This window comes from Micromonospora sp. NPDC048871 (assembly GCF_043198155.1).
GTDB lineage: Bacteria > Actinomycetota > Actinomycetes > Mycobacteriales > Micromonosporaceae > Micromonospora.
This window is the reverse complement of record NZ_JBICUM010000003.1, coordinates 468273-492015: the sequence shown is the minus strand read 5'-3', so window position 1 is coordinate 492015 and position 23743 is coordinate 468273. Positions and strand designations below refer to the sequence as shown.

Below are 23743 nucleotides of genomic sequence, written 5' to 3'. Positions count from 1 at the left end.
CGAGGTCAGAGCAGGAGCAGCAGGGCCGACCCGACCGCCACCGCCGGGATGGTGGTGATGACGGTGGCCATCAGCGCGGAGTGCCGCCGCAGGGCGGCGAGCGGGATCAGGGCGTCGCCGTCCTGGCTGATCGCGTTGGCCACCAGGGTCGGCAGCGGCAGTCCGCCGCTGACGTACAGGCCGGTGAAGACGATCTGCACCGCGCAACCCGGGATCAGGCCGATGCCGGCACCTACCAGCACCCCCAGCAACCCGCCCAGGGCGATCTGCGAACCGTCGAACCCGGTGGTGCTGATGACCACCTGCCATGCCAGGTAGGCCACCGCCACCCAGACGGTGATGAAGGACGCCTCGTGGGCACTGTGCCGCAGGGTGGCGCCGATCGACCGGGGATGAGCGGTCTCCAGGCTGTCGTCCGCCAGCCGCCCCCGACCGGCGGCGAAGATCAGGGTCGCCAGCATGGTGCCGAGCACACCCAGGGCCAGGTACGGGTCGACCCCGCCCAGGGCCCGGGTCAGCACCGCCGGATCGACCAGCTGGAACAGCACCGGCACGGACACCACGAAGGCCGGCGCGGTCAGCCCCCAGAAGGCCGTGGAGGCCGGTACCTGCGGCAGCAGGCCGCCGAACATCCGGCGCGAACCGGCCAGGTCGGGTACGGCGGCGGCGGCCAGGACACCCCCCGACCCGGCGGAGGACCCCACCGGCGCGGGGGCCGGAGCCGACCCCGCCGGGGTGGGCACCACGGCAGTACCGACCGGGGTGGGCACCGCGTCAGGCCTGCGGCGTATCCCTCGCGCCGGGTCGATGCCGAGGGCGTCCACCACGTACCCGGTGACCAGGCCGACCGCGAACAACAGCGCGTGAATCTTGAGGGCGAACATCGGATTCCAGGCCATCACCACCCACGAGGAATCCCCCATGGTCGCGACCAGGGCGGCGATCACCGTACCGAAGGAGACCTTGCCCCGGGCGTACAGCGGCATCAGGATGATCGCGCCGCCGCAGCCCGGACTCACCCCCAGCAGCGCCCCGACCAGGGGTCCCAGCCGGCGATGCCGGGTCAACCCGTCGGTGACCCGGTCCCCGTACCGCCAGCGCAGCCAGCCGAAGAGCGCCACCATCACGGCGACGTAGACACCCACCTGCATGAACGCGTCAGCGAGCGGACGCAGGACGATCTCGGTCACGGGACACCTCCAGGCGACGGACGGCCCGCAGGCGATGCTCTGCTTCAGGCCCCAGCAGGTACGCCAGGGCACTTCCCCGGAGGCTGACCCTTATGGGCCATTCAACGACCCCCACGGGTCACCCGGTGCCATCGGGATCCGTCGGTACGGCCCCTCACCTTCGGTGCGAATGCGCATGATGGTCTGGTAACCGGGAAGGAGCGAACATGTCACACTGTTCCCCCATCCGGGTAGCGGTCATCGACGGCCAGCCGATCTTCGCGCGCGGCCTGGAACTGCTACTTCCCGCCGCCACCGATGGACGGGCACAGGTGGTGGGTTCCACCGCGGACGCCGCGGGGGCGGCCTCGCTGGTCCGCCGGTGCGTACCCGACCTGGCCCTGGTCGACCTGCACCTGTCGGCCCCGGGAGGGATCCGGGCCATCGCGGCGATCCGGCGAACCACCCCCCAGGTACGGGTGGTGGCGATGTCGGACGCCGACGACGTCAGTTCCCCGCTCCAGGCGCTGGAGGCCGGCGCGGAGGCGTACCTGCCCAAGAGCGCCGAGCCGGAGACCCTGCTGCCTCCCTTGCTGGCCGTCCTCCAGGGGTGGGCGGTGCTGCCCACCCACCTGCTGAGCGCGTTGCTCCGACCCGCCCGCTTCCCGCCGGTCGGCCTCGACGAGGCGGAACGCGCCCTGCTCCGGTCCATCGCCGCCGGTTGCAGCACCCTGGAGATCGCCGACCAGATGCACGTCTCCGACCGCACCGTGAAACGGATGTCCGCCGCACTGCTGCGCAAGTTGCGGGTCTCCAACCGGGCCCAGGCGGCAGCGCTCGCGGGCCACGCGGGACTGCTCGACAGCTGAACAGGTCACTGCTCGGGGTCGTCGGTACGCGGCCGGGCACCCGCGATGAAGGTGTCCAGCGCCGGGCCGTGCAGCAGACCGCCGGGCAGCGGATCACGCAGTGCCCGTACCGCCAGACGCGCCAGGGGTAGCCGGTCGGGGCGCAGCGCCGCCGCGAGCACCACGTTGCCGTACCGCCGGCCACGCAGCATCCGTCGGTCGGCGACGACACACACCTCGGCGAAGACCGCCCGCAGGGTGGCCGCCTGTACCCGGGTGAGCACCAGTGGCGGCAGGTCGGTCACGTTGACCAGGTAGATGCCGTCCGGTCGCAGCACCCGGGCCACCTCGGCGGCGAAGGCCATCGTCGTCACATGCGGCGGCATCCGGGCCGCCCGGTAGATGTCGGCGAACACCAGGTCGTACGCCTCGGCGAGGGCGGCGACGACCGCCTCCCGGGCGTCGGCCACCCGGACCTCGATCCCGGCCGGGGTGGGAGGCAGTTCCCGGGCCACCAGGTCGACCACCGCCGGATCCCGCTCGATCACCGTCTGGATCGAGCCGGGCCGGGTGGCAGCGAGGTAACGGGGCAGGGTCAGCGCACCGCCCCCGAGGTGCAGCACCGCCAGCGGCCGCCCGGCAGGCGCGGCGAGATCGGCCACCGCGGCCATCCGACGGACGTACTCGAAGTGCAGGTACCCGGGATCCTCAAGATCGACGTACGACTGCTCGACTCCCCCCGCCAGCAGGGTCCGCCCGGTGGGCCGGGCAGGGTCGACGACCAACTCCAGACGGTCCTCGGCTACCCCCATGGCCAGGCAGGTTAACCGATCCTCGGCCCCGGTCGCCCGGGCGGATCAGCGCGGCAGCACTCACCCGCAGGCGGGATGCACCGAATTCGTCGCGCTGCGGATTCACAAACCTGCGCATTCCTGGCTCACCGATTCCGAGGCGGAAGCCGAACTCCTGACCACACATCTGCCCTGAAACAGGCGACCGACCGTCTCCCTCGTCCACAGCGGAAGAAGCGGGAGGTCCGGGCTGCTTTCCGCAGCCCGGAACCCCCTACCTCGGCAGGTCTCATCCTGACCCGAGGAGCAGAACCAGTCCCATGACCAGCACAGCCGCAGCCCGCCCCCAGGTCCGTACGGAAACCTGTTCCCGCTTGCCGAAGCACTGACACGTGGCTGGCCTGCCCATGACCAGCAGGTAGGTCTGCGCGGCGGTGAACGCCAGACCCAGCAGGACGCCCGCCACCGCGACCGCCACGTCGGACACGGGCCCCAGGGCCGCGGCGGCGACCTCGGCCAGGCCAGCCCGACGCGGATCAGGGTTTCCTGAGCGAGGTCTTCCGCAGCGCTCCGGTCCAGCGTCAGGATGTTGCCCAAGCGCAGGAGCCCGGCGGCGCTCTGTCGTACGAACGCATCGAACCCGGAGTCGTCCGACGGGAATGGTGACACCTTCACACTATGACTACACGGCCCGGCCCCAGGATGTTGCACGATGGCTGACTCTTCGAACAGCGGCTGAGCCAAGACGGCTGGGCAGCGGCACCCGACGGCGACCGTTGGGATGATCCGGAGTGCGCGCCGGGTCGGGTTGGCATGCGACGGGTGCGCGTACCCCGTTGCAAGAAAAAGGCCGCGACCTCTGCTCTCGCAGGTCGCGGCCTCTCCCGTCTGCGCGCCCGAAGGGACTCGAACCCCTAACCTTCTGATCCGTAGTCAGATGCTCTATCCGTTGAGCTACGGGCGCTGGTGCTCGGCCAGTCTACACAACCGGCCTTAGCGCGGAGACTCCGGGATTCGAACCCGGGAGGGGCTTTAAGACCCCAACCGCATTAGCAGTGCGGCGCCATAGACCAGACTAGGCGAAGTCTCCCAGGTGGCCTGCAGACCACCGCGCCCGAGGATACAGGTCCGGCCCGGCCCGGAGCAAAGCGACTACCGGGTGCCGCCCCCGGGGCCGCCCTTCATGCACTGTGCGCGGCCGGGTTCGGGACTACGCTCCATCGACATGCAGGAGCAGCCGCCCAGCGAGCAGGACCGCCCCGAACCCGCTGAGGGGGCACCTCGGCGCTCCCCGAAGGCGACCTTCAGGCCGCCCCCGGCACCCCCCGTTCCCGCCCCTGAACAGCGGGACGAAGCACCCTCGGCACCCCCTCGGCGCACGAAGGCCGCGCCCGGAGTGCTGTTCCAGCCACCCACCGCGGAGCAACCGCTGCCGCGCCCGACCCGGCCCGGGTCGTCCGCACCCCCACCGCCGTTCGTCCCGACGCCCGGCCGGATCGATGAGACCGGGATCACCGGCTCGACGTCCCGACCGAGGGCGCCCCGGCAGGCTGGCGGGTCACGCGACGAGGCCCCGCCGACGCCTCCGGCAACAGAACAGGCGTCCCCGGCCGCACAGCAGGAGCCCTCAGCCGCAAGGCAGGCTCCGGCAGCCGCGAAGAAGGCCACCGCGAAGCAGCGCACCCCGAAGAAGGCCACGCCCGCGAAGAGATCCGCACTCCCGAAGGCCACGACGGCCGAGGCCACCGGACCGGACCGGGCTGCCTCCCCGGAGGCAGCCACCGACCCGCAACCGGTAGCGGCCACGGATCCCAAGCCGAAGGCAGCCGCCGCCCTGGTCGCAGGCCAACCTGGTGCTGCACCTGGCGGCGGCGTACGACCGGGATCCGGCCCATCCGGATCGGGCGGCGGAGCTTATGGTGCTGACCCTGGTGCATCCGGACCTGGAGACCGCCCGCTCAGCGCTGGCCGAGGCCCGGGCGGCGGAGGAGCCCGGATCCCGGCCGGTCGAGGCGGTCGGTCGCCTGGCCGGTCCCCTGACCGCCCAGGCGGGTGGCTGGCTGGCCCTGCGCCTGGCCTCCCGCCTCATTCCCGGCGCCGCCCCACTGGCCGCCGCCGCCGGCAACTCCGCCGCCCTCCAACGCCTGACCGCCCGCGCCCTGGCCACCTTCCGCCCACCCCGAAGCCAAAGTTGATCAAGAGGTTTGCGTCGCGGCGAGCCGCCCGGCAGACGCAAACCTCTTGATCAACCCTGAAGTGGGGGTCAAAGCCAGGTCAGCCAGGAGTCTGGGACGAGGGTGTAGCCGACGAAGGCGACGATGTCCAGCAGGGCGTGGGCGATGATCAGGGGCATCACCCGGCGGGTGCGTAGATAGAAGTAGCTGAAGACGACACCCATCACGGCGTTGCCGATGAAGGCGCCGAAGCCCTGGTAGAGGTGGTAGGAGGCGCGGAGCAGGGCGCTGGTGGCGATGATCGCGCCGACCCGCCACTGGAGTTGCCGCAGCCGGGTCATCAGATAGCCGACCACGATCACCTCCTCCAGGATGGAGTTCTGGAAGGCGGCCAGGATCAGCACCGGCACGGCCCACCAGAGGTCGGGCAGGGCGGCCGGGACCAGGGTGGCGTTGATACCCAGCTGCGCCGCCGCCCAGAACAGGGCCAGGCCGGGCAACCCGATCAGCGCCGCCAGCCCGGCACCCTGGGCCAGGTCCGGACCGGGCCGCCGAAAGTCCACCCCGAGGGTCCGCCCCGGTTCGCCGGGGTCCCGCGCCAACAGGTGTACGGCGAGCAGCACCGGCAGCAGGGCGAAGGCGATGCCGAGCAGTTGGTACGTGAGGTCGAGGTACGGCCGGGCGGAGGCGGAGGTGTTCAAGGCGGCGGTCTGCCGGGACAGCCCACCCTCGGCGGTCAGCTTCGCGATGATCGACACCGTCGCGTAGACGGCCGACTGGCCGAGGGAGAGGCCCAGCACCAGCAGCGTCTCGGTGCCGAGCATCCGGCGGGAAACCGGTCGGGTGAGCTCAACGGTCACCGCTTCACTCTGCCCGACCGGCCACCGGGGTGGCATCCGGGTGCCGATGAGTCGGCCTCATGATGCGATCGCACACTCTGTGCGACCACCACGCACGCTCCGTGGACATTCTATGAGGGCCCGAACCGCCGTCAGAGAAGGAGCGCCCCCGGTGGACAACTTCGCGCGGCTGCTGAAGGAGAGCTGGGCCCTTGTCGAGGCCGACCGGGTCCAACTGAGCGAGTACTTCTACGCCCGGCTCTTCCTCCTCGACCCGGACCTGCGCCCACTTTTCCCGGTGCAGATGGCCGGGCAGGGCGACCGGCTGCTGGAAGCGATCATCGCGGCGATCCACACGGTGGACGACCCGGAGGGCTTCGACGAGTTCCTCCGCGCGCTGGGTCGGGACCACCGCAAGTACCACGTCGAGGCGGCGAACTACGACACCATGGGCGTGGCCCTGCTGGACGCCCTGCGCAGCACCGCCGGGGACGGCTGGAATCTGGAGTACGACCAGGCCTGGCGGGACGCGTACGCGGCGATCAGCGAGAAGATGCTGGCCGGGGCGGCCTCGGACGCCAACCCGCCGTTCTGGCACGCCGAGGTGCTCACCCATGAGCGGTACGGTCCGGACACCGCCGTGTTCACCTGCCGGGCACTGCAACATCCGCTGGTCTGGAAGGCGGGTCAGTACGTCAGCATCGAGGCACCCCGCTACCACCCCCGGGTGTGGCGGACCTACTCGGTGGCGAACGCCCCGAACGACGACAACGTGCTGGAGTTCCACGTCCGTACCCCCGAGGGGGCCGGCTGGGTCTCCGGGGCCCTGGTCCGCCGGGTGAAGCCGGGGGATCTGCTGCGGGTGGCCGCCCCGATGGGTTCGATGACCCTGGACCCCGCCTCGGATCGGGACGTGCTCTGTGTCGCCGGTGGGGTGGGGCTGGCCCCGATCAAGGCCCTGGTCGAGGAGCTGACCAGCTTCAACCGGACCCGCTGGGTGCATGTCTTCTACGGCGCGCGTACCGAGTCCGACCTCTACGGGCTGGACGGGTTGCGCGAGTTGGTGGGCGCCCACCCGTGGTTGTCGGTCACCGCGGCCTGTAGCGACGATCCGGACTTCGACGGGGAGCACGGGGACATCTCCGAGGTGGTGGCCCGCTACGGCCCCTGGACGAACCACGACTGCTACATCTCCGGCTCGGCCGCCATGGTGCGGTCGACCCTGCGGGTCCTCGCCGCCGACGACGTCCCGCCGCAGCACACCCGGTACGACACCTTCGGCAACCTGTAGAGCTTTCCTCCCCCCCGCACCGGGGCGCGTGCCCCTGCCCCCTGGGGCACGCGCCCCGGTCCCCCGATCGGGCGGACCGGCACCGCCCGCACGACCACGCCTGGCCGGCGTCGTTCCCACCCGGACCAGGCGTGGTCGTGCAGCAACAAACGCCACCCTGGCCGGCGTCGTTCCCACCCGGACCAGGCGTGGTCGTGCAGCAACATCGGTCGTGCAACAAAGTGGTCGGGCAGAGACCTGGTCAGTAGCGCCAGGGGTGGCCGCTGTCGCGGTACTCCTCGATCGGCACCAGCGGCACTCCGGGGGCCATCCGGTCGACGTACAGCCGGCCCTCCAGGTGGTCGATCTCGTGTGCCACCAGACGGGCCATGCCGAACTCGAACGAGGTGATCACCCGGCTGCCGTCGAGTTGGGCGTGTTCCACGTCCATCCGGAGCGGCCGGGGCACCAATCCCCGATGGTCGAAGAAGGAGAGGCACCCCTCGTACTGTTCGTCGGTGTCGGGTGCCGAGTCGACCACCCGGGGGTTGAGCAGCACCAGGGGTTCGGCGGTCCGGTCCGGTGGCCGGATCACCGCCGCGGCCCGGCCGATGTCCAGTTGCGGGGCGGCGATGCCCACCCCCTTGGCGAAGGGGTGCAGTTCGTCCAGGCGGGCCAGGGCGTCGATCAGGCGGTCGATGACCTCCTGGGCGGCCCGTCCCTCGCGGGGCAGGTCGAACGGGCGGGCCGGCTGGCGCAGCAGGTCAGTGCCGCGTTGCAGGATGCCCAGTCGGCGCATCCGCTCGGAGGGTCGCATCCGTTCCCCCTCCGGCTCGGCGTCGGGCTGGGCGCGGAAGCGCCACTGAAGTCGGTACCGGGCGTTCAGGGGTGGGTCGTCGGTCGCCCACTCGAAGATCGCCCGGTCGCCCTCCGCCCGCCGGACGACCGCCCGGCGCAGGGGGCCTTCCTCCGCCGACAGCGAGGTCTCCACGCCCCAGACCTGCGGGTCCAGTTCAGCGGGCAGATCCAGGCGTACGGCGAGGTGCCGGGTCGGTACGCGGACCGCACGTTGGAACCACGGCCCCCACTTGTCCCGCCCGACGGTGTACGTGTACTCGATGGTGGCGCGGTGCCCGGGGTAGAGGGGGAACCGTCGTTCACCGTTCTCGAAGAGCAGCCAGATCTCCTTGAAGGCGTCCCGGTCGTACTTGGCCCGCCAGTGCATGGCCTCGCGTTCACCGGACTCCTCACGGTGGGCCCGCAGGCCGAGTTCGGCGAAGGTCAGTGGGCGTTCCCGGTGGTGCCGGTTGGAGCGGCCAGGGTCGTTGGGGTAGCGGTCCACGGCGACCCGTACCAGGTAGCGGGTGACCGGCTCGGTACCGGCGTTGTACAGCTCCCGGCGGATCAGGCAGCGGTATCCGTCCTCGCTGTAAGTGAGGATGCTGACCTCGTTCTCGACGATCAGCCCGGTGCCGGGCGGGATCCACCGGCCGATCGAGTCGGGCTCCCGGGGGTCGCGCTCCGCGCGGGTGTGGCGCAGGTGGTCGTACTCCCGGAAGCGTTGCCAGATGGCGCCGCTGGCGTCCAGGACGGCCTCCGCCCGCCGGGCGAAGTCCTCGGTGGGTCGATGTCGCCGTCCCTCTACATGGCTCACGTACGACGGGTCGAAACCCATCAGGGTGGCCAGCTGTTTCTTGGACAGCCCTCGCTCGGTGCGGTGGCGGGCGAGCTCGGCGGCGAAGGAGTCGGCAGCCCGATCGAGCGGTGAGATCGTCATCAGCTTCCTCGTGGCCGGGAGTACTAGGTTTCACGTTTAGTGGCGAGACGTGTACAGGACTGGCATCTTCTCGACAGGAGGCTTGACTGCTGGGCGATTTACACCGATACTGCGCGGGGTTTTCGCAAGAACACGCTGGGTAATCACTCGTCCCGGGCGACCGGCAGTTTTCGTTTCTTGCTCTCTCCGGGGTTACCGCCACCCGTAAAGTGTGGTTAGGCTAGCCTTAGTTGAGGTTCTCGGAGAGGGGTGCACCAGGTGACAGCGGTACTGCCCGTTTCCGTACCCTCGGCGACCGCCCTGGATCCGGTGACCACGACCCTGCGGGCCATGTTCGGCACCGATGTCCTTCCCGGGCTGGCCCCGGGGCTGCTGGTTCCCGACGAGACCGGCTGGACCTCGGCAACCACCCTCACCGACGGCACTCGCCTGCCGGAGCTGCTTGGTTCCGCGGCCCGCCTCTGGGGTGGCAGTCCGCACGCCTCCGCCGCCCTGGCCTGGAAGGCCTACAGCTACTGGGCGGCGCTGCCGGTGGCGCTCGGCTGGGCGGTCGCCCGGCGGGTACCCCTGCTCGACGCCGACACCACCCTCATCCACTTCGCCGACCGGCGCACCCTGGTGACCCTGGGCCTGCGCCGGTCGACCCGGGTGGCGGTGCTGCCGAACGATCCGTTGGCCGTCACCGATCCCCATCAGGTCCAGGTCGTCGCCGACGAGCAGGAACTGCTGGCCACCCTGCGGGCCACCCTGTTGGAGGCCCACCTGTCGCCGGTGGTCACCGCGATCCAGGGTGAGGTCCGCATCGGCACCCGTACCCTGCTCGGTTCGGTGGCCTCCGGCATCGCCTACGGGTTGTTGACGGCCACCGACAGCGTGCCCGGCTCGACGGTCGAGTCGATCGACACCCTGCTGGACGCCCTCGACCTGGCCGACCTGGTGGAGCTGGTGCCGGGCGCGGACGGCAAGCCGACCGTGCAGCGGCGTACCTGCTGCCTGGCCTTCACCCTGCCCAACCCGAAGGTCTGCCAGGGCTGCTGCCTCCGCAGTTCCTGACGGGCACGGAGCCGGATCAGCCGGTCAGCGGTCGGACGTCCCAGAGCCAGACACCCCCGGTCTGCACCGGCTCGATGCCGGTGAGGTCGGTCATCGCCTGCCGCAGGGCCTCCGCGCTCGGCTGCGGGGCCAGTACCACCGCCCCGGCCCGCCAGTACCGTAGATCCTCGATCGCCTCCCGGCGGTCCTGGGCGGTGACCGGCGGCACCTCGCCGCTGCGCCGTACGGTGGCGAAGAAGCTGCTGGTCGGGCGCGGCGGCGCGCCGAACAGCGCGATCCGGTCCTTGCCGGGGCGGGTGTCCGGGCCCAGGAAGTAGCCCCGGGCGATCGGCATCTCCAGCCGGGTCTGAGCCGACCAGCGCAGCGGATCGGCGTACTCGGTGTCCGGCAGCGGCAGGGTGACCAGGCTGCGCCCGCCGGCCAGATAGGGACGCCAGGCACCGGAGGTGACGAACTCCGGAGTCGGTTCGAGGCGCTTGGTCGGCAGCGGGGTGGGCAGCACCGGCACCAGGGCCATCGCCAGTACGGTCACCGTGGCGAACCGGATCTGCGAGCGCCGGGCCGGGTAGCGGGTAGCCAACTCGTGGGCCCGCGCCGCCCCGTAGGCCAGCAGCACCCCGATGATCGGGGTGATCGCCAACGCCCAGCGGGTCGGCACCACGGAGTGCAGCACCGGAAGGTCCTCCAGCAGCGCCCACGGCGCCGGGATGCCGGTCCCTTCCCGGTCGAAGCGGATCTCCCGCCCCAGGGAGAACACCGCGAACAGCACACCCAGGCCGGCCAGCGCGAGCACCACGATGTTGCGTCGCAGCCACCAGACCAGCGCGACCACGCCAATCACCAGGGGCCAGCCGAAGAAGGAGTTCTCCTCGGTGGGGTTCTTGGCCAGGCCGGTAGCGCTACGCGCGTCCCCGGCCACCGATTCCCGGGCGTACGCGACGAAGGAGGCCAGGTCGGTGGAGTAGCCCCGGATCACCCAGGACAACCCGTGGTAGGCGCCCGGACCGAAGAACTGGACATAGAGGGGGTACGCCAGCAGCACCGCGGAGACCCCGGCGGCGACCCCCAGCCCGGCCAGGAAGGTACGGGTCCGCCCGCGTAGTTCGGGGCGTCCCAGCGCCAGGGCCACGATCACCACCCCGACACCGATCGCGGTCATCAGCAGGATCTCCAGGTTCAGGAAGGCCTGCCAGACGATCACCAGGGCGAGCAGCAGACCGTTGCGCAGCCAGCGGCCCGGGTCGGCCAGCCGCAACGTACGCCAGATGATCAGGGGCACCACGTACTGCGCCACGATGTTGGGATGGGCGTTCGCGTGCGAGACCATCGCCGGGGCGTACGCGCAGAAGGTCGCCCCCAGCCAGGCCGGGCCACGGGAGCCGACGACCACTCTGGACAGCAGGAAGTACCAGGAGGTGGCCGTGGCGATCATGCCCAGGGTGAGGAAGACCAGGAAGGCGCTGCGGGTACCGAACACCAGGGTGATCGGCGTCATTGGCAGCGAAACAGACAATACCGACGTATTCGCCACCAAATTGACTGATTCGGGGACGTTCATCCGGTCCGAGGTGAAGGGGTAGGCGAATTCGGTGACCACCCGAGCGCCGTGCGCCATCATCCACTCGAATTGCGCCATGTCTGTCTTGTTATCCCGAATGCCGTGTTCCGGATTCCACCACATCCGAGCGGTCACCCAGCAGGCCAGCAGCCCGAAACTCGCCACCGCGGCCAGGTCCTTGAACCACCCTGACCTGCGGAAACGACCACGGCCGGGCGGGGTGGTCGGCGACTCTCCCGCCCCGGAATCCTCGACAGGGCGATCCGATTCAGGAGTAGTCATAACAATTCGCAGCGTAGTCGGCCAATCGGGCCACCGTGCGGGGTTCCGGGCACTCGCGTAACATCTGCCAAGTTCGCTGACCACCACCGATCGTGCACCTAGCCCCGACCAATTCGGCTGCCCCAGGCCCCGAGAATTCCGCCAACCGGGCGGATGGTTCACTCAGTCGGTACTGGCGCGGTCGAGTCGTATCGTGAGGAATCGACGCATGACAGAAATCACTGGGGATCAGCGCGTGCAGTCCGAGGTCCTGGAGGGCCTCGCCACAGCGGTCAACCACCGACGCTGGTTCGTCGAGTTGGCCGTGCCCTACCTGGGCGAGAACCCAATCGAGATCGGTAGCGGCCTCGGCGACTACGCCCTGGAGTGGGCCGAGCGCCTCCCCCGGTTCACCGCCACCGAAGCCGACCCGGACCGCCTGGTCTCACTCAAGGAGCGGCTCTCCGACCGGCCCAACATCGAGGTCCGCCAGATGCTCCTGCCCCACTCGGAGCAGGGCGACTACAGCGCCGCGGTGTCGTACAACGTCCTGGAGCACATCGAGGACCACGTCGGCGCCCTGCGCAGCATGGGCGAGCTGGTCCGGCCGGGCGGAGCCGTGATCATCATCGTGCCGGCCTTCCAGTTCGCGATGAGCCCCGCCGACATCGCCACCGGCCACGTCCGCCGCTACACCAAGAAGACCCTGTCGGCGGCGATGACCGAGGCCGGTCTGCGGGTCGAGAAGATCCACTACGCGAACGCCCTCGGCCTGATCGGCTACTTCATGGCCACCAAGGTCTTCCGCCTGATGCCGAAGGAGGGCCCCATGGTGAAGGTCTACGACACCCTGGTCCTCCCGGCGACCAAGGCCGCCGAGCAGCTCCTCCTCCCCCCCTTCGGCCAGTCCGTCTTCGCCGTAGCCCGCACCCCCGCCTGACCCTCCCATTCTTCGGTTGATCAAGAGGTTTGCGTCTGCATCCGGCCGGGTCCAGACGCAAACCTCTTGGTCAACTGTGTCGGCGACGAGGGGTCAGGCCGCGATCTGGTAGGTGGGGCGGATGGTGGCGCGGGCCAGGGTGTGGAAGGTCAGGTTGAAGCCGACGTAGGCCGGGGTGGCGTCCGGCGTGAGGTCGAGGCGCTCCACGTCGAGGGCGTGCACCGCGAAGACGTACCGGTGCGGGCGGTCGCCGGGCGGCGGCGCCGCGCCACCGAAGCCCTGCTCGCCGTAGTCGTTGCGGACGGTGAACCCACCGCGCAGGTCCTCGCTGGTAGCCCCGCGCGGCAACTCGGTCACCTCGGCCGGCAGGTTCACCACGACCCAGTGCCAGAAGCCGCTACCGGTCGGCGCGTCCGGGTCGAAGCAGGTCACCGCGAAACCCTTGGTCTCGGCCGGAAAGCCCGACCAGGACAGCTGCGGTGAGACATTGCCGCCGCCGGTGCTGCCGTGCGCGTGCGCCGAGTCCATCGGCTCACCGTTCTGGACGTCCTGACTGGTCAGCGTGAACGAGGCGACCGTCGGCAGCAGCTCGTACGGGTCCGGGGCGATGGGACGTTCCAGGGTCATCGAGTCAGGTCCTTCCGATGCAGGTGGCGTTCTGCCGCCCCTTTCATACCCTGTGATGCGCCGTCATTCGTGAAACCCGCGCGGGTGTCAGCCAGAAGCCCACACCCCAGGCTCCTCGGGTGGGTCCTCCCGGGCCGGTCAGAGACTTCGACCAGCCTTCTAGATCAACCCAGCCACAGCCCGAACGCGGCCAGCACCCGGCTCACGCCCAGGCTGCCGAGCACGTTGAAGTTCTCGACAGCGGCGTTGTTACGCAGCAGCCCCGAGGTGTGCCACTCCTCCGTGGAGAGGTCGTGTAGGCACCCAGGAAGCCGACCCCAACGATCGTGGCGAAGTCCTACGCCCCGGCACCCCCCACGAGCCCCCACCAGCACTCAGCCCCGGTTCATAGACCGGGGCCGAGCTGCGCTTTGAGAGATCACCGGCAAGCGGAGGGTGTGGGATTCGAACCCACGAAGACATCGCTGCCTTACCGGTTTTCAAGACCAGCGCCATCGGCCACTAGGCGAACCCTCCCGGACCGCGCGCCGCGCGGCCGTGCCTAGTCTGCCACGCCCAGGCGAGCGCCGAACGGGGGGAGCTATCCGTTTCGTCATGATCATTTCACCGCCGGATGAGGTCCATCCGGTGGGGTACGGGGGCGTATCGGGTAAGACTGGGGACATGCGCGCGATCATCGTGACCGAGCCCGGTGGGCCGGAGGTGCTGAGCTGGAGCGAGGTGCCCGACCCTCAGCCGGGGCCGGGCGAGGTGCTGGTCGAGGTACGGGCCACTGCGGTCAACCGGGCCGACCTGTTGCAGCGGCAGGGGCATTACCCGCCACCGCCGGGTGCCTCGGAGTATCTCGGGTTGGAGTGCTCGGGGGTGATCGTCGAGGTCGGCTCCGAGGTGCACGACTGGTTTGTGGGGCAGCAGGTCTGCGCCCTGCTTGCCGGTGGCGGGTACGCCGAGCGGGTGGCGGTCGCGGCGGGGCAGCTGCTGCCCGTACCGGATGGGGTTGATCTGGTGGACGCCGCCGCGTTGCCGGAGGTGGCGTCGACGGTCTGGTCCAATGTGGTTCAACTGGCCCGGCTGGCGGCGGGCGAGACCCTGCTGGTGCACGGCGGCGGCAGCGGGATCGGCACCTTCGCGATCCAGTTGGGTACGGCGTTGGGTGCGACCGTGGTGGCGACGGCGCGGGCGGCCAAGCATGATCGGCTGCGGGCCTTGGGGGCGGCACACCTGATCGACTATCGGGAGCAGGACTTCGTCGAGGAGGTCCGCAAGGTCACCTCCGGCGGGGGCGCCGACGTCATCCTCGACATCATGGGCGCGTCGTATTTGGGCCGAAACGTGGCCGCTCTGGCGTACGACGGGCGGCTCGTGACGATCGGGATGCAGGGCGGGCGCAAGGGGGAGCTGGATATCGCCGCGCTGCTGGCCAAGCGGGGCACCATCGCCGCGACGGCCCTGCGGTCCCGGCCGCTGGAGCAGAAGAGTGCCATCGTCCGTGGGGTACGGGAACAGGTGTGGCCGCTGGTTGAGGCGGGTCGGATCCGGCCGGTGATCGACCGGCGGATGCCGATCAGCGAGGCGGCCGAGGCGCACCGCCTGGTGGAGTCGAACGACCACGTCGGCAAGGTGCTGCTGACCATCGGTTGAGGCCGGTCAGCGGGGCAGGGTCAGGCGCGCTCCGGGGCCTTCGCCGGCCAGTTCGTCGCCCGGGTTGTAGAGGGTGCAGTGGTTCAGGGACAGGCAGCCGCAGCCGATGCAGCCGTCCAGGTTGTCGCGGAGCCGGTGCAGCAACTTGATCTTCTGATCCAGGCGCTCCCGCCAGGCGGTCGACAGGTGCGCCCAGTCCTCGGCGGTGGGGGTACGCCCGGCGGGCAGGGAGTCCAGGGCGGATCTGATCTCCTCCAGGGAGATGCCTACCTGCTGGGCGATCCGGATGAAGGCGACCCGGCGCAACTCCCCGCGGTGGTACCGGCGTTGGTTGCCGCCGGTCCGGTCGGCCCGGATCAGCCCCAACCGCTCGTAGTAGCGCAGCGCGGACTGGGCCACCCCACTGCGGGCGGCGAGTTGACCGATGGTGAGTGCTTCGTGCATCACTTTCGCCTTGTGTTGAACCTTGCTTCAACTTGCAGGCTAGTCGCATGTCCTCATCAGCCATCATCACCAGGCGGATCGCCGAGGCGGCCGCACCTCTGGACGGCCGGCACCCGGTCGCTCCGCTGCTGGAACGGGTCCGCGCCGGCCGTGAGTTCGGCCCGAAGGTCTACTCGACCCTCGACGTGTTGTGGGTGCTCTACGACCGCGTCCTGCGGATCACCCCGGCAACGGTCGACGAACCCGACCGGGATCGCTTCCTGCTCTCCAAGGGCCATGCGGTCGCCGGCTACTACGCCGTGCTGGCCGCGAAGGATTTCATTCCCCCCGACTGGCTGGACGACCAGGCCGGGCCGGACAGCCGACTGGGTGACCACCCGGACCGCACGCTGGTGCCGGGGGTGGAGATCGGTTCCGGGTCCCTGGGGCACGGTCTCGGCCTGGCCGTCGGCAGCGTCCTCGGCCTGCGTGCCCAGGGCCTGCTCGACCCCCGGGTGTACGTCCTGCTGGGCGACGCCGAACTGGACGAGGGCTCCAATCACGAGGCGATCGCGTACGCCGGTGCCGTCGGCCTGGCGAACCTGACCGCGATCGTGGTCGACAACTCCTCCGCCACCCACGGGTGGCCGGGCGGGGTGGCCACCCGCTTCACCGTCAACGGGTGGACCGCCACCACGGTCGACGGACACGACCAGGAGGCCCTGTACGCCGCCCTCACCGGTCACCACGGCCACCGGCCCCACCTGGTGGTGGCGGTCGTCGACAACGGAGAGCAGTCATGAGCGATACGGATGAGCCGATCATGCGGGACTGTTTCGTCGACACCACCACCGCCCTGCTGGCGGAGAATCCGCGTACCGCCCTGGTGCTCGCGGACATCTCCGCCTCCTTGTTCGACCCGGCGGCCGAGCGGCATCCCGACCGGGTGCTCAACGTCGGCATCCGGGAGCAGTTGATGGTGGGGGTGGCCGGTGGGCTGGCCCTGACCGGCCTACGCCCGATCGTGCACAGCTACGCACCCTTCCTGGTGGAGCGGGCGTACGAGCAGATCAAGCTGGACCTCGACCACCAGGGGGTGAGCGCGGTGCTGGTCAGCGTCGGCGCCTCCTTCGACCGGGCGGAGTCCGGGCGTACCCACTTCAGCCCGGCCGATGTCGCGCTGTTCGACACCCTCACCGACTGGACCGTGCACGTACCGGGTCATCCGGCCGAGGTGGCCGGGCTGCTGCGTACGACCGTGGCCGCCGACACCTCGGCGTACCTGCGGCTGTCGGTGCACAGCAACGCCCGGCCGTACGCCGGTTCCGGGGATCTGGTGCTGGTGCGGGACGCGGGTCCGGGGGCGCCCCTGCTGGTCGCGGTCGGTCCGATGCTCGACGCGGCGCTGGCCGCGGTCGCGGATCTGCCGATCACGGTGGCCTACACCCATCGGCCGCGTCCGTTCGACATCGCCGGTCTGCGGGCCCTGGCCGGTACCGAGGTGATCCTGGTGGAGCCCTACCTGGCGGGGACCTCTGCCCGGGTGATCACGGCGGCGCTGGCGGATCGGCCGCACCGGCTGCTCGCGCTCGGGGTCGGTCGGGAGGAGCTGCGCCGCTACGGTACGGCGGAGGACCATCTGCGCTGGCACGGGCTGGACCCGGCCGGACTGCGCCGCTCGCTGACCGACTTCCTCACCCCGGTGGGGGTCTAGCGCCGGGCGGCGGGGCGGGGGCGGGTGCGTTCGCGACCGAGGATCCAGAGCGCCTCGACCCCGTCCCGCCAGGTGATCTTCTTGCCTTCCTCCCGGCCCCGGGCCCGGTAGCTGATCGGCACCTCGTACGGCCGGATGCGGCGACGCAGCAGCTTGCCGGTCACCTCGGCCTCCATGCCGAAGCCCCGGGAGCGCACGTCGAGCGAGCGGTAGAGCGCCACCGGCATCAGCTTGAAGCAGGTCTCCAGGTCACCGATGTAGGAGTTGAACAGCAGGTTGGCCGCCATGGTGACGCCCTTGTTGCCCATCACGTACCAGAAGCTGTAGGCGCTGTGGCTGCCGAAGGTGCGATTGCCGTAGACGACCGTGGCGCGGCCGTCCAGCACCGGGGCCAGCAGCTTGGGGATGTCCTGCGGGTCGTACTCCAGGTCGGCGTCGAGGATGACCATGTAGTCACCTTCGGCGGCGGCGACCGCCGTACGGATCGCCGCGCCCTTGCCGGCGTTGCGCTGGTGGGTGATCACGCGCAACCGGGCGTCGTCGGCGCGGCCGAGCACCTCCGAGGTGCCGTCCCGGCTGCCGTCATCGACCACGACGAGTTCGATCTCGCACGGGTATTCCACGGCCAACGCCTGCTTAAGGGCGTCCCCGATACGCTCTTCCTCGTTGTAGACCGGCATGAGGATCGACAGCTTCACGGGAATCTCCACGAGGGCGACAGTATGTCGGCCATAGCGTAGCCTGGCTGCTCAGCACTCTGGTGGCGACTGCCGATGAGATACGACGTCGGGCACCCAGGTCGATGGTGTTTACTTCCGGCCATGTCGGCCGCCGGCTTTCCGCTCGTCCTGGCTCCCGTCGCCGCCATCGTCGCGTTGACCGTGGCGTTGCGGCCCCGGGTGGTGGATAGTGTCGCCCCTCGACGGCTGGCGGTGGTCCGGGCGGCCGTGGCCACCGGGGCCTTCGCGGTGCTCACCGTCGAGGTGCTGGGCGCGCTGGGGCTGCTGAGGTTGTCCCCCTTCGCGGTGGCCTGGTTGCTCTTCGTGGCCGGAAGTGTGGCGGCGGCCGGGTGGCGACTGCGCCGCGACCGGGCCCACCGGCCCGACCGGCCCGCCGAGGCCGTCGCGGCTGATCAGAACCGGCCCGCCGCGCCGCCCGCTCTGGTCGCGGCCGGGTCGGGCGGATCGGTGGTCACCACCCGGACCACCGAGGTACGAACGACCGGATCAGAGACCGACCCCCAGCCCGCCGGCTGGTGGGCCTCGGTCACCGATTTCTGGCGTACGGCGGGTCGGGGCGAGCGGCTGCTGGCCGGTACGGTCGGCGCCCTGGTCCTGGTCGAGCTGCTGATCGCCCTGTTGGCCGCGCCGAACAACTTCGACTCGCAGACCTACCACCTGCCCAAGGTGGAACGCTGGGTGGCACAGGGTGACCTGACCTTCTGGGCCACCGCCATCCACCGGCAGGTGACCATCCCCCCGGGTGCCGAGTACCTGCTGCTGCACCTGCGGTTGTTCGTCGACTCGGACGCGCTGTACAACCTGGTCCAGTGGGCCGCGGGGCTGGGTGCCCTGCTGGCGGTGACCCGGCTGACCGCCCAGCTGGGCGGGGGTAGGCGGGCCCAGTTGCTCACCGCCTTCGTGCTGGCCACCACCCCGATGGTGGCGCTCCAGGCCACCAGCACCCAGACCGATCTGGTCTGTGCCGCCTGGGTGGTCTGCGCGGCCACCCTGGCCTTGGACGGGCTGCGGCGCCGCGCCGGCCTGGGTGAGCTGCTGGCCCTGGGGGCGGCCACCGGACTGGTGGCCATCACCAAGACCAGTGGCCTGATCGCGGTGGGCCCCCTGCTGGTGCTCTGGGGCCTCGGCCAGTTGCGCCTGGCGTACCTGGGTTCACGGCGGCTTCCGATCGGCGCCCTGCTCGGTACGGTCGGCGCCTCGGTGCTGATCCTGGTGGTGGCCGCCGGGGTGACCGGTCCCTTCATGGGCCGGGTGTACGCCGAGTTCGGCCACCCCCTGGGCCCGGACCGGCTGCGCAAGTCCGTCCCGATGGAGCGGCACGACCCACCCTCGGTGCTGGTCAACGCGCTGCGCATCGGGCACACCGCGCTGGACACCCCGCTGGCCCCGCTCCGTCAGGTCACCGCCGCAGCGATCGTCGGGGTGGCCGGGCTGGTCGGTGTCGATCCGCAGGACCGGGACATCACCTTCGGGCGGGAGGAGTTCCCGGAACCCTCCTGGTATCCGGACGAGGACCGGGTGGCCTTCCCGCTGGCCGGCGGGATGGCGCTGCTGGCCCTGGTGGCGGCGCTGCGCCGACCGGCCCGGATCAGCCCCGGGGCCGCCGGGGCGGTGCGGGCGTACGGGGTGGTGGTGCTCGTGGCGGTCCTGCTGCACACCGCGATGATCAAGTGGCAGCCCTGGGGTAACCGGCTGCTGCTGTACGCCCTGGCGGTGGCGGTGCCGTTGGCCGGGATCTGGCTGGATGCCCTGCTGCGCCGATCGGCCTCAACGCGCACCCCCGGCACGGCGAGCACCCCCGGCACGGCGGGCCGCGCCGGGCGGCGGCCGGTCGCCACCCGGCTGGTGGCGGCGGTGTTGGCTACCTGTGCGCTGGCCGGGGTGCTGGCGGTGTCGTACGGCTTCCCCCGCCGGTTGGTCGGCTCGGGCTCGGTCTTCACCACGGCCGACTGGGAACTACGTTTCCTGCGGCGCCCGCAGTGGGCGGAGGAGTACCGGTGGGCGGCCGAGGCGGTACGCGCCGCAGAGGCGCGTCGGATCGGCCTGTCGCAGCGCAACGACGACTGGGAGTACCCCTGGTGGCTGCTGCTGCGGGATGATGCCGGGCGACCGCCGGAGCTGGTGGCCCTTCAGTCCGTGCTGGACGATCGCCCGGCGGCCGACCCGACCTCGGTGGACGCGATCCTCTGTGTCGGCAGCCGGGACCGCTGCGCGGAGCTGGTGCCCCAGGGCTGGCAGTTCGAGTTCCGTAGTCACGTCGGCTACGCCCTGCCCGGGGACTGACCTGTCCCATTGGCCCGGTTCACCGCTGCGTGCAAGCATTCCGAGATGCATTCACATGTCTGCATCGCAGGCGTTACCTTCCGGTAACTCGGTCGCCGTCCCGCGATCGGACCGAAAGGAGTGCGCCGTTGTCTGGTATCCCCGCCAGGCGTGACCGGACGCCTCGACGGCGACTGGCCCAGGTCGCCGTCCTAGCCACCGCTCTCGTCCTGCCCATGCTGGCCGGGCCGGTCACCTCGGCCGCCGCAGCCGACCGTCCCGCCGCCCAGCCCCTGCCCGCCCACCTGGAAACCATCCGCGCCGCCGAGGCCACCCAGCTCTACGGCACCCCCGGCATCCGCCCGCTGGCCCAGCGCCGCACCGCCCTGATCACCATGGGCGACAGTCAGATCTCCGGCGAGGGGGTCGGCAACTACGTGCCCGGCACCCACCAGCCGGGCAACTGGTGTGACCGCTCGTACGACCAGGCCGTGTTCCGTACCGGCATCGCCGCCGACGAGCGATACAACATCGCCTGCTCGGGCGCCACCCCCTGGAACCTGATCGCGGGCGGCCCGACCCAGCACAACGAGCTGAACCAGGGCGACCACCTGGCCATCAAGGCGCGCAACACCAACATCAAGCTGATCTGGGTGGTGGTCGGCGCCAACGGCGACGGCACGATCCAGTTCGGCCCGGTGGCCACGGACTGCGCGGTGCGCCGCGTCCTCTTCCAGGGCCCCTGCTGGCCCACCTACACCGACCAGTGGACGGTACGCACCGACGGCAGCCGGCGTGCCGTCGAGGACGCGCTCAACGACATCCGCCGGACCATGACCGGGGCCGGTTACCTCGACACCGACTACGAGTTGGTGCTGATGTCGTACTCCAGCCCGGCCAGCCCGGACGTGGAGGACAACCCCAACTTCCCCGGTTGGTACGCCGGGGGCTGCCTGCTCTACCTGGCCGACGCCGCCTTCGCCCGGAACAAGGCGGTGCCGCTGTTCGAGTCGGCGCTACGGGCGGCGGCGGCCAACACCGGCACCCGCTACCTCGACGGCAGCCGGCTCTTCCACGGCCATGAGGTGTGCACCGACAACACCTCCGTGCGTGGCCTCTACATCGAACTCGGCGTCTGGGACGAGAACGCGGCCCGCCAGTCGTTCCACCCGAACTACCGGGGGCACGGCATGTTCGCCCAGTGCATCACCCAGTTCTACGCCTCCGGCCAGCGGCAGGGAACCTGCGTCGACCCGGCCAGCACCGGCAACGGGGTGCTCTACCCCGGGCTGATGGAGTTCAAGCAGTTGCGCAACGCCGCCACCGGCACCTGCGTGGACGGCAAGGGGTACGACTCACGTAACAACACCGTGCAGCAGTCGTACCGCTGCCACGGGGGCCGTAACCAGGGCTTCTGGTACGACCCGACCCGGCAGTCGCTGCACTCGGAGCTGTCCCACGACCGGTGCCTGGACGTCTCCGGCGGATCGCTGACCGCCAACACGGTGGTCAACATCTACAACTGCCATGGCGGCAACAACCAGAAGTTCGTGTTCGCCGGCAACCAGATCCGGCCCGCCGGCAACAGCAGCCTCTGTGTGGCCTTCGACAATCCGCTGCTGGGCACCCCCCGGCTGCGGCTGGCTAAGTGCTCCAGCAGTTCCCGGCAGCAGTGGTCCTTCGAGTCGCGGTCCTTCGCCCAACCCGTCGGGTACGGCCACGACGACTTCATCGGGTCCCGGGTCTACTGACCGGCGACCTTGATCATCGGCGAGGCGGTGGGGTCACCTGCCGCCTCGCCGCTCGTCGTCAGTGGGCCACGACGGGGTGCAGGGTGGTCGGGCGTACGGCGGAGGGCTCCGCGACGGTCGCCAGGATCCGGGGCCGGACGGTGCGGACCCGGGTGCGGAAGGCATGGTTGAACAGGGCGTCGAGCTGCCACACCTGCTTCGGGTGCCGAGCGTGGATCAGGAAGCGCTCGCGGATGCCGTCGATGGCGGTGGCGGCCAGCTCGACCGAGTGCAGCCGGGGGTCCGGGCTCCAGGTGACATGGCTAAGCTCGCGCAGCTCGGTGTTGAGGTGCAGCTGCAGCCGATGCAGCACCCTGGTCTGCCGGGTGATCACCAGACGCCGGTGGGTCAGCAGGAGAAGATGGTCGCCGAACATCGGCCGGTCCGGCCGGCTGCACCGGGTGACCAGAACAGTGGCGTCGCTGGAGCCGACGCAGCGCCGGAAGATCGGCATGTGTCGGGTGGCGGTCTGCACCGCCAGCCCGGCTTCGGTTGCGGCGGGAAGGAACGTTCGGGAGAAGACGTCCATACTTCCCCAACGACCCTGGTCGTGGCATTGACGTGGGTCGTGCAGTTGCCTTTTGCAAATTCCACGTTACAAAAGCCGGACGCCGGCTCGGGTTTTGTCAGAGCAGCTCGACGATCGTCGCGTTGGCCATTCCCCCGCCCTCGCACATGGTCTGCAAGCCGTACCGGATGCCGTTGTCCCGCATGTGCGCGAGCATCGTGGTCATGATCCGGGCACCGGATCCGCCGAGGGGATGCCCCAGGGCGATGGCCCCGCCACGCGGGTTCAGCCGCTCCGGGTCCGCCTCGGTCTCCGCCAACCAGGCCAGCGGCACCGGGGCGAAGGCCTCGTTCACCTCGTACACCCCGATCTCCTCGATGCCCAGCCCCGCGCGGCGCAGCGCCTTGGCGGTGGCCGGGATCGGGGCGGTGAGCATGGCCACCGGATCGTCGGCGGCTACCACGGCGGTGTGGATGCGGGCCAGGGGTCGCAGGCCGTGCCGGGAGGCCCACTCACTGGTGGTGACGGCCAGGGCGGCGGCACCGTCGGAGATCTGCGAGGCCGAACCGGCCGTGACCACCCCGTCCGGGCGGAAGGGGGTGGGCAGCTCACCCAGCTTCTCCAGGGAGGTGTCCCGGCGTACCCCCTCGTCCGCGGCGAAGGTGCCCCCGTCGGCCAGGGTGACCGGGGCGATCTCGTCGGTGAAGGCCCCCGCGTCCTGGGCGGCAGCCGCCTTCTCGTGACTGGCCAGGGCGAACTCGTCCAACTGGGCGCGGGAGAGCCGCCAACGCCGGGCGATCAGCTCCGCCCCGACCCCCTGGTGGAACGGCAGCGGCGAATCCTCGGCCACCCCCTCGACCCCCCGGTAGCGGGCCAGGATCCGCTCGCTGAACGGCTGAGCGCCGGCCACGTTGGAGCCCATCGGCACCCGGGTCATCGACTCCACCCCACCGGCCACGACCAGGTCGGCCTGCCCGGAGAGCACCGTGGCGGCGGCGAAGTGCAGAGCCTGCTGGCTGGAGCCACACTGGCGGTCCAGGGTGGTGCCGGGCACCGACTCGGGCCAACCAGCGGCCAGTACGGCGTTGCGCGCCACGTTCCAGGACTGCTCGCCCACCTGACTGACACAGCCCCAGATCACGTCGTCGACCTGGGCCGGGTCGATTCCGGTCCGCTCGGCCAGGGCCTGCAGCACATGCGCGGACAGATCCACCGGGTGCACCGTGGACAGGCTGCCCTTGCGTCGCCCGACCGGGGTACGCACCGCACCGACGATAACCGCGTCACTCATGTCTACTCCCCGGTAACTGGCTGTTCCGATCCTACGCCCATCTGCCGGTCACCCGCCCGCACTGGCA

Annotated in this window: 22 protein-coding genes, 3 tRNA genes and 1 pseudogene; 10 read left to right on the top strand and 16 right to left on the bottom strand. The window is 70.5% G+C overall.

The features are described from left to right. Window positions 1-5 precede the first annotated feature (5 nt). Complete coding sequence (locus ACGFIK_RS11250) at window positions 6-1190, bottom strand: putative manganese transporter (protein ID WP_327023629.1); 1185 nt, start codon at window positions 1188-1190, stop codon at window positions 6-8. Between the two features lie 206 nt (window positions 1191-1396). On the opposite strand from ACGFIK_RS11250, the gene ACGFIK_RS11245 reads away from it, so the two are divergent. Further along, a complete protein-coding gene (locus tag ACGFIK_RS11245; protein WP_327023628.1) occupies window positions 1397-2038 on the top strand; it encodes a response regulator transcription factor in 642 nt (213 codons plus the stop codon). Between the two features lie 5 nt (window positions 2039-2043). Here ACGFIK_RS11245 and ACGFIK_RS11240 read toward each other — a convergent pair whose 3' ends face one another. The 5 genes and pseudogenes from ACGFIK_RS11240 to ACGFIK_RS11220 form a co-directional block, all read right to left on the bottom strand. Further along, entirely contained in the window at window positions 2044-2829 is a 786-nt protein-coding gene (locus tag ACGFIK_RS11240) for a fused MFS/spermidine synthase (RefSeq protein ID WP_327023627.1), read from the bottom strand. Window positions 2830-3097: 268 nt separating this feature from the next. Continuing rightward, window positions 3098-3295 (bottom strand): MauE/DoxX family redox-associated membrane protein, encoded by a 198-nt coding sequence (locus tag ACGFIK_RS11235; protein WP_327023625.1) that lies wholly within the window; start codon window positions 3293-3295, stop codon window positions 3098-3100. Between the two features lie 23 nt (window positions 3296-3318). After that, a pseudogene (locus ACGFIK_RS11230) lies at window positions 3319-3483 on the bottom strand (SigE family RNA polymerase sigma factor); the annotation flags it as partial. Window positions 3484-3699: 216 nt separating this feature from the next. After that, window positions 3700-3772: transfer RNA gene (locus tag ACGFIK_RS11225), tRNA-Arg, on the bottom strand. Between the two features lie 35 nt (window positions 3773-3807). Beyond that, window positions 3808-3898, bottom strand: a tRNA-Ser gene (locus ACGFIK_RS11220). A gap of 763 nt (window positions 3899-4661) precedes the next feature. Between ACGFIK_RS11220 and ACGFIK_RS11215 the strand changes: the two genes are divergently transcribed. Continuing rightward, on the top strand, window positions 4662-5003 hold the full coding sequence (locus ACGFIK_RS11215; RefSeq protein WP_327023624.1) for a hypothetical protein: 342 nt from the start codon (window positions 4662-4664) through the stop codon (window positions 5001-5003). 68 nt (window positions 5004-5071) lie between these two features. Here ACGFIK_RS11215 and ACGFIK_RS11210 read toward each other — a convergent pair whose 3' ends face one another. Further along, window positions 5072-5842, bottom strand: a complete 771-nt coding sequence (locus ACGFIK_RS11210; RefSeq protein ID WP_327023623.1) for a CPBP family intramembrane glutamic endopeptidase — start codon at window positions 5840-5842, stop codon at window positions 5072-5074. Between the two features lie 151 nt (window positions 5843-5993). Between ACGFIK_RS11210 and ACGFIK_RS11205 the strand changes: the two genes are divergently transcribed. After that, a complete protein-coding gene (locus ACGFIK_RS11205) occupies window positions 5994-7112 on the top strand; it encodes a globin domain-containing protein (protein WP_327023622.1) in 1119 nt (372 codons plus the stop codon). 241 nt (window positions 7113-7353) lie between these two features. Here ACGFIK_RS11205 and ACGFIK_RS11200 read toward each other — a convergent pair whose 3' ends face one another. Next, window positions 7354-8868, bottom strand: a complete 1515-nt coding sequence (locus ACGFIK_RS11200) for a peptide deformylase (RefSeq protein WP_393338948.1) — start codon at window positions 8866-8868, stop codon at window positions 7354-7356. Window positions 8869-9198: 330 nt separating this feature from the next. On the opposite strand from ACGFIK_RS11200, the gene ACGFIK_RS11195 reads away from it, so the two are divergent. Next, complete coding sequence (locus ACGFIK_RS11195; RefSeq protein WP_393339023.1) at window positions 9199-9921, top strand: hypothetical protein; 723 nt, start codon at window positions 9199-9201, stop codon at window positions 9919-9921. Between the two features lie 16 nt (window positions 9922-9937). Here the strand turns inward: ACGFIK_RS11195 and ACGFIK_RS11190 are convergent, their stop codons facing one another. Continuing rightward, window positions 9938-11761 (bottom strand): hypothetical protein, encoded by a 1824-nt coding sequence (locus ACGFIK_RS11190; RefSeq protein ID WP_393338945.1) that lies wholly within the window; start codon window positions 11759-11761, stop codon window positions 9938-9940. A gap of 208 nt (window positions 11762-11969) precedes the next feature. On the opposite strand from ACGFIK_RS11190, the gene ACGFIK_RS11185 reads away from it, so the two are divergent. Continuing rightward, complete coding sequence (locus ACGFIK_RS11185) at window positions 11970-12680, top strand: class I SAM-dependent methyltransferase (RefSeq protein ID WP_327023620.1); 711 nt, start codon at window positions 11970-11972, stop codon at window positions 12678-12680. Window positions 12681-12773: 93 nt separating this feature from the next. Here ACGFIK_RS11185 and ACGFIK_RS11180 read toward each other — a convergent pair whose 3' ends face one another. The 3 genes from ACGFIK_RS11180 to ACGFIK_RS11170 form a co-directional block, all read right to left on the bottom strand. Beyond that, complete coding sequence (locus ACGFIK_RS11180) at window positions 12774-13307, bottom strand: YbhB/YbcL family Raf kinase inhibitor-like protein (protein ID WP_327023619.1); 534 nt, start codon at window positions 13305-13307, stop codon at window positions 12774-12776. A 164-nt stretch (window positions 13308-13471) separates the two neighbouring features. Beyond that, window positions 13472-13675 (bottom strand): hypothetical protein, encoded by a 204-nt coding sequence (locus ACGFIK_RS11175; protein ID WP_327023618.1) that lies wholly within the window; start codon window positions 13673-13675, stop codon window positions 13472-13474. A 61-nt stretch (window positions 13676-13736) separates the two neighbouring features. Next, window positions 13737-13823 (bottom strand) — tRNA-Ser (locus ACGFIK_RS11170). A 147-nt stretch (window positions 13824-13970) separates the two neighbouring features. On the opposite strand from ACGFIK_RS11170, the gene ACGFIK_RS11165 reads away from it, so the two are divergent. Continuing rightward, window positions 13971-14948 (top strand): NAD(P)H-quinone oxidoreductase, encoded by a 978-nt coding sequence (locus ACGFIK_RS11165; RefSeq protein ID WP_327023617.1) that lies wholly within the window; start codon window positions 13971-13973, stop codon window positions 14946-14948. 6 nt (window positions 14949-14954) lie between these two features. Here the strand turns inward: ACGFIK_RS11165 and soxR are convergent, their stop codons facing one another. Then, window positions 14955-15392: a redox-sensitive transcriptional activator SoxR gene (gene soxR, locus ACGFIK_RS11160; protein ID WP_327023616.1), complete on the bottom strand. Its 438-nt coding sequence runs from the start codon at window positions 15390-15392 to the stop codon at window positions 14955-14957. Window positions 15393-15439: 47 nt separating this feature from the next. Between soxR and ACGFIK_RS11155 the strand changes: the two genes are divergently transcribed. Together ACGFIK_RS11155 and ACGFIK_RS11150 are read left to right on the top strand one after the other, a co-directional pair. Beyond that, complete coding sequence (locus ACGFIK_RS11155; protein WP_327023615.1) at window positions 15440-16174, top strand: transketolase; 735 nt, start codon at window positions 15440-15442, stop codon at window positions 16172-16174. A gap of 20 nt (window positions 16175-16194) precedes the next feature. Next, complete coding sequence (locus tag ACGFIK_RS11150) at window positions 16195-17085, top strand: transketolase (RefSeq protein WP_357530757.1); 891 nt, start codon at window positions 16195-16197, stop codon at window positions 17083-17085. Here the strand turns inward: ACGFIK_RS11150 and ACGFIK_RS11145 are convergent. Beyond that, window positions 17082-17783: a glycosyltransferase family 2 protein gene (locus ACGFIK_RS11145; protein ID WP_327027361.1), complete on the bottom strand. Its 702-nt coding sequence runs from the start codon at window positions 17781-17783 to the stop codon at window positions 17082-17084. The genes ACGFIK_RS11150 and ACGFIK_RS11145 overlap by 4 nt on opposite strands. A 123-nt stretch (window positions 17784-17906) precedes the next feature. Here ACGFIK_RS11145 and ACGFIK_RS11140 point away from each other — a divergent pair, with 123 nt between their 5' ends. Next, complete coding sequence (locus tag ACGFIK_RS11140; RefSeq protein ID WP_393338940.1) at window positions 17907-20108, top strand: ArnT family glycosyltransferase; 2202 nt, start codon at window positions 17907-17909, stop codon at window positions 20106-20108. Window positions 20109-20236: 128 nt separating this feature from the next. Further along, window positions 20237-21838, top strand: coding sequence for a ricin-type beta-trefoil lectin domain protein (locus tag ACGFIK_RS11135; RefSeq protein WP_327023613.1), 1602 nt, complete (start codon window positions 20237-20239; stop codon window positions 21836-21838). A gap of 58 nt (window positions 21839-21896) precedes the next feature. On the opposite strand, the gene ACGFIK_RS11130 is transcribed toward ACGFIK_RS11135, so the two are convergent. Continuing rightward, window positions 21897-22406 (bottom strand): hypothetical protein, encoded by a 510-nt coding sequence (locus ACGFIK_RS11130; protein ID WP_327023612.1) that lies wholly within the window; start codon window positions 22404-22406, stop codon window positions 21897-21899. A gap of 97 nt (window positions 22407-22503) precedes the next feature. Next, entirely contained in the window at window positions 22504-23676 is a 1173-nt protein-coding gene (locus ACGFIK_RS11125) for an acetyl-CoA C-acyltransferase (protein ID WP_327023611.1), read from the bottom strand. Window positions 23677-23743 lie beyond the last annotated feature (67 nt).